General features: G+C 67.2%; 7 protein-coding genes. 5 read left to right on the top strand and 2 right to left on the bottom strand.

Features of this window, described 5'->3' with window-relative positions:
* Window positions 1-531, bottom strand: a 531-nt coding sequence (locus NBV68_RS17920; RefSeq protein WP_296312541.1) for a PspA/IM30 family protein, incomplete at its 3' end; no start/stop codon positions are given.
* Window positions 532-823: 292 nt separating this feature from the next.
* Window positions 824-1,009: a hypothetical protein gene (locus NBV68_RS17915; RefSeq protein WP_296312535.1), complete on the bottom strand. Its 186-nt coding sequence runs from the start codon at window positions 1,007-1,009 to the stop codon at window positions 824-826.
* Window positions 1,010-1,167: 158 nt separating this feature from the next.
* On the opposite strand from NBV68_RS17915, the gene pspF reads away from it, so the two are divergent.
* The 5 genes from pspF to NBV68_RS17890 form a co-directional block, all read left to right on the top strand.
* A complete protein-coding gene (gene pspF, locus NBV68_RS17910) occupies window positions 1,168-2,217 on the top strand; it encodes a phage shock protein operon transcriptional activator (protein ID WP_296312531.1) in 1,050 nt (349 codons plus the stop codon).
* Between the two features lie 360 nt (window positions 2,218-2,577).
* The gene (locus NBV68_RS17905) at window positions 2,578-2,985 is read left to right on the top strand and encodes a hypothetical protein (protein WP_296312528.1); all 408 of its coding nucleotides are present in this window, start codon (window positions 2,578-2,580) and stop codon (window positions 2,983-2,985) included.
* An 83-nt stretch (window positions 2,986-3,068) separates the two neighbouring features.
* Window positions 3,069-3,485, top strand: coding sequence for a PilZ domain-containing protein (locus tag NBV68_RS17900; protein WP_296312526.1), 417 nt, complete (start codon window positions 3,069-3,071; stop codon window positions 3,483-3,485).
* Between the two features lie 182 nt (window positions 3,486-3,667).
* Window positions 3,668-4,234 (top strand): ribosome maturation protein RimP, encoded by a 567-nt coding sequence (rimP, locus tag NBV68_RS17895; protein ID WP_296312523.1) that lies wholly within the window; start codon window positions 3,668-3,670, stop codon window positions 4,232-4,234.
* Window positions 4,231-4,593: NusA N-terminal domain-containing protein (locus NBV68_RS17890; protein ID WP_296312538.1), on the top strand; the 363-nt coding region annotated here is incomplete at its 3' end. The genes rimP and NBV68_RS17890, both read left to right, overlap by 4 nt.

Genomic DNA, 4,593 nt, shown 5'->3' with positions numbered 1-4,593 from the left:
GTAATCGACGCGGCGTTCGAGCTGGTCGAAGCGCGCCAGCGCCTCGTCGGTGCGCTCGGTGCTCATCAGGGTGCGCAGCTTGACGCGGTTCTCGGCGCTTTCGAGGCGCGCGGCGATCGCGGTCTGGCGGCTGCGGGCCTCGCGCAGGCGGTGCTGGAGCTTGGCGATGTCCGCCTCATAGGCGCGCAGCGCGTCGTCGAGCACGGCGATCTCGGACTTGAGCTGGTCGGCCATGTCGCCGGCCTTCTTCTTCTCGACCAGCGCAGCACGGGCAAGGTCCTCGCGGTCCTTGGACAGCGCGAGCTGCGCCTTCTCGGCCCAATCGGCCTGCAGCCGGTCGAGCTTCATGCAATGGCGGTGCATTTCCTTCTGGTCGGCGATGGTACGCGCCGCGCTGGCGCGGACTTCGACCAGGGTTTCCTCCATCTCGAGGATGATCATCCGGATCATCTTCGACGGATCGTCCGCCTTGTCGAGCATGTCGTTGAAGTTGGCGGCAATGATGTCACGGGTGCGGCTGAAAATGCCCATGAAGGCTACTCCATCGAGAAACGAATTGACGCGGTCGAGGGGGGCTGTGCGCTCCTCGTGCAGCGGGGTGGTGCGGCTGGCGGATTGTGCCTTGCCCGGGTTGCGGCGCAAGGCTTCGATTTCCTCGTCGAGCCGTGACAGGGGGTTGCCGGCCGAAAGCAGGCGGGAGGGTTGGGCCGGAGCATCGCCGCTGCGCGCGTCACGGGTGGGTACCGTGAGGCGGTCGGCGTCGGCAGGGGGGACAGCCTGCGAGGGGCGCTCCGGCCCGAGGGGGTCAAAGGGATCGGCCACTTCAGGCGATCTCGACCACGGCGCCGGCAACGCTGGCGGGATGGGCGAGCGGGGCGGCGTTGGCCGCGCCCGGCTGAAGCTGCGAGGACAGCGCGATCATCATCACCATCGCGGCGATGCTGGCCATCGCGGCATGGCCGACTTTGGTGTTCCAGAAGCTCGTCTGGCTGGCTTTGCGGTTGATCATTGTGGGCCTCCCCAAGTGTGTCCGTGGTCTTGCTGGGTATTTTGCACGGGGCGTGCCAAACCGCGAGAATGGCGGAAATCCGCGGATTTTTGCGGCGAGGGCGGACAAGGCGTTGGTGACTATTGCCAAGCATTGGGGAATTTCACTATAGTTTGGACATGAAGCACGAGAGCCAGTTCATCGGTCAGTCCGGGGCCTTCCTCGACGCGGTCGAACGCGCCTCCCGCGCCGCGGCCATGAACCGCCCCGTGCTAGTGATCGGCGAACGCGGCACGGGTAAAGAACTGATCGCCGAACGCCTTCACCGCCTGTCGAGCCGCTGGGACGAGCCGCTGGTCACCATGAACTGCGCCGCGCTGCCGGAAACCCTGATCGAGGCCGAACTGTTCGGCCACGAGGCCGGGGCCTTCACCGGGGCGACCAAGTCGCGTGCGGGCCGTTTCGAGGAAGCCGACCGCGGCACGCTGTTCCTCGATGAATTGGGCACGCTGTCGATGGGCGCGCAGGAGCGGCTGCTGCGCGCGGTCGAATATGGCGAGGTCACCCGCATCGGTGCCTCGCGCCCGATCCGGGTCGATGTGCGGATCGTCGCTGCGACCAATGATGATCTTCCCGCGCTCGCCGCGAGCGGCGAGTTTCGTGCCGACCTGCTCGACCGGCTGAGCTTCGAGGTCATCACGCTGCCGCCGCTGCGCGTGCGCGAGGGCGATATCGGTGTCCTCGCCGAATATTTCGGCCGCCGCATGGCTGCCGAGCTCGACTGGGAGCGCTGGCCGGGCTTCGCTCCCCACGTGAAGGAGGCGCTCGAAGACTATCCATGGCCCGGCAATGTCCGCGAGCTGCGCAATGTCGTGGAGCGCGCGGTTTATCGCTGGGCTGCCGACGACATGCCGATCGCGCATGTCCAGTTCGATCCCTTCGACAGCCCGTGGCGCCCGCGACCGCCCGAGCACCGCCGCGCCCGCGCGGCCCCGCCTGCGGCTTCGGGCGCGGCCGATGGCCTTGCAGCGGCGTCGCCGGCCAGCGCCGGTTTCGACTCTATTGAGGACCTGCGCGCCGCGGTCGACGCGCACGAGCGCGCGATCCTGGCCCATGCGCTCGGCAAGCACCGCTGGAACCAGCGCCAGACCGCGCGCGCGCTGGGGCTGAGCTATGACCAGCTGCGCCACTGCATTCGCAAGCACGCGCTTATGGAGGGGCAGGATTGAGGACGGGGCCGGAGGGAGTGCCGACCGGGGGGCGCTCCTAACGGATTTGAAAGTCTTTTCGATTATTGCGGTGCTTCGAACTGGGGCAATGCGACATCGTGCTGAAGCTATCCGAAAATTTCCAGAGGGAATTCGGCGCTCTGCGTTACGGGGGTGACGAATCGTTCCAGCGGTCGCGGCCCTCGCACCGGGGCACGCGCTGACATGCGGCCCGATATCTCCGCCACGCCCCCCGTCCCTTTGCCAGCGACGCCCGCCTCGGGTAAGCTGACGCCGGTCGCACCGGTGTCCGGCGCCGATTCGCATGCCCCTGATACGGGCAGCCACGCGGCGCCCGAGCGATTGCGGGGGGAGCAAGGGATGGTGGACCCGAAGGCTCAGCCGACCGATGGATCGGCGGTGCCGATCGGCCGCCGCGCGGCCCCGCGCCTCCGGCTCAGCCTTCCCGCTCAGCTGATCGCGATCGAAAAGGCGCACACCTGCATCCTGCTCAACCTCTCGCGCACCGGCGCGCAAGTCGCGATCCTCGATGCGATGCGCGAGGGCGAGGGCGCGATCCTGCGCTGCGGAATCATCAACCACTTCGTGATCGTCGCTCGCAGCGAATTCGGCCTCAATGCGCTGGTATTCGACGAGCCGCTGACCGACGCGGTCGTGCTCGAGACGCGGCGCTACCATGAGAATTTCGAGGAACGCGAGAAGCGCGCGCTGATCGAGACCGCGCGCAAATGGGTGACGGGCGAAAGCGGGGACGAGCGCTCGATCTGACGACGCAGGCGGCGGGCGCACTAGGTATTGTCCCCAGGTTGCGCGGGGCCGGACATTCACGACCCCCGGGCTAGCCTCGGCCGATGACGGCAGCCTGGCATGATACCTTCCTGACGCAGAACGATACGGCGGTGACGATTGGCCGGCGCGCCTCGGCGCGGCTGCGGCTGGCGATCCCGGCGCGGTTCGTCTCGGTCACCGCCACGCAAGGCTGCATCCTGCTCGACATTTCGCGCAGCGGTGCGCGGATTGCTCTCGCGAGGCCTGCGCCATGCCGCCAGTCGGGCTATATCGCGATCGGCCGGCTCGAACCGTTCGGCACGGTCGTGCGCAGCGAGCGCCTCGGCGATGGCGGGAGCGGGATCAACGCGGTTGCCTTCGACGAGCCGATCAGCGAGGCCGATGTGCTCGCGGTCCGCCGCTATGCCGAGGATTTCGAAATGCGCGAGCGGCAGGCCCTGCGCGATCAGGTGCGCCGCTGGGTCGCAGGCGAGCCCTAGGGCGTCGGGCGCCCTCCCGCCCACCTCGCGCGGTTGAGGCTTGCCAAAGAAGGCAAAGCCGACTAGGTGCAGCGCCAATCCCGACATTGTCACAACAAGGTTTGGATGCTGGCGCCCTCGGGGGCCGGCCCGAAACCGCGTTGCCGTCCAGACGCCGCAATAGCCTGCTAACGAAAGAATCCATGGCCGACATCGCCCGCCTGACCCAGCTGATCGAGCCCGAAGCGTCCGCGCTCGGGTTCGAACTGGTGCGCGTGGCGATGGTGTCCTCCGAAGCCGGCGACGGCGGAATGGCGCTCCAGATCATGGCCGAGGATCCGGCGACCGGGCAGCTGGTGCTCGACCAGTGCGCCGCCCTGTCGCGCCGCATTTCGGACGCGATCGACGCTGCGGAAGAGGCGGGCGAGGAACTGGTCGAAGGCGCCTATCACCTCGAAGTCAGCTCACCCGGCATCGACCGTCCGCTCACCCGCGAGAAGGACTTTGCCAACTGGGCCGGGCACGAGGTGCGGATCGTCATGGACAAGAGCTATGACGGCCAGCGCGTCAACAAGGGCGTGCTCGGCGGGCTCGAGGATGGTATGGTCCTCGTAGCCGAGGTCAAGGCGGGCGATGTGCACCTGCCGCTCGAACTGGTTCACACGGCCAAGCTCGTCCTCACCGACGCGCTGATCGCCGCCACCCGCCCGCTCGACACCAGCGGGGCCGACGAACTCATCGAAGAAGATACAGAGAAGGCAGACGACTGATGAGTGCCATTTCCGCCAACAAGGCCGAACTGCTTGCGATCGCCAACGCGGTCGCCTCGGAAAAGATGATCGACAAGGCGATCGTCATCGAGGCGATGGAAGAGGCGATCCAGAAATCCGCGCGCAACCGCTACGGCGCCGAAAACGACATCCGTGCCAAGCTCGATCCGCTGACCGGCGATCTGACGCTGTGGCGCGTGGTCGAGGTGGTCGAGGAGGTCGAGGACTACTTCAAGCAGGTCGATCTCAAGCAGGCCGAGAAGCTCCAGCCGGGCGCCAAGGTCGGTGACTTCATCGTCGACCCGCTGCCCCCGGTCGATCTCGGCCGCATCGACGCGCAGTCGGCCAAGCAGGTGATC

Origin of the sequence: Erythrobacter sp. (assembly GCF_023653175.1) — a bacterium.
Lineage (GTDB): Bacteria > Pseudomonadota > Alphaproteobacteria > Sphingomonadales > Sphingomonadaceae > Erythrobacter.
Note: the sequence above shows the minus strand (reverse complement) of the source record. Positions and strands in the feature narration are given on the sequence as shown.

What these genes read in the sequence shown, in the direction of transcription:
- NBV68_RS17915 (WP_296312535.1), bottom strand. Translation starts at nt 1,009, where the DNA reads ATGATCAACCGCAAAGCCAGCCAGACGAGCTTCTGGAACACCAAAGTC.
- pspF (WP_296312531.1), top strand. Translation starts at nt 1,168, where the DNA reads ATGAAGCACGAGAGCCAGTTCATCGGTCAGTCCGGGGCCTTCCTCGAC.
- NBV68_RS17905 (WP_296312528.1), top strand. Translation starts at nt 2,578, where the DNA reads ATGGTGGACCCGAAGGCTCAGCCGACCGATGGATCGGCGGTGCCGATC.
- NBV68_RS17900 (WP_296312526.1), top strand. Translation starts at nt 3,069, where the DNA reads ATGACGGCAGCCTGGCATGATACCTTCCTGACGCAGAACGATACGGCG.
- rimP (WP_296312523.1), top strand. Translation starts at nt 3,668, where the DNA reads ATGGCCGACATCGCCCGCCTGACCCAGCTGATCGAGCCCGAAGCGTCC.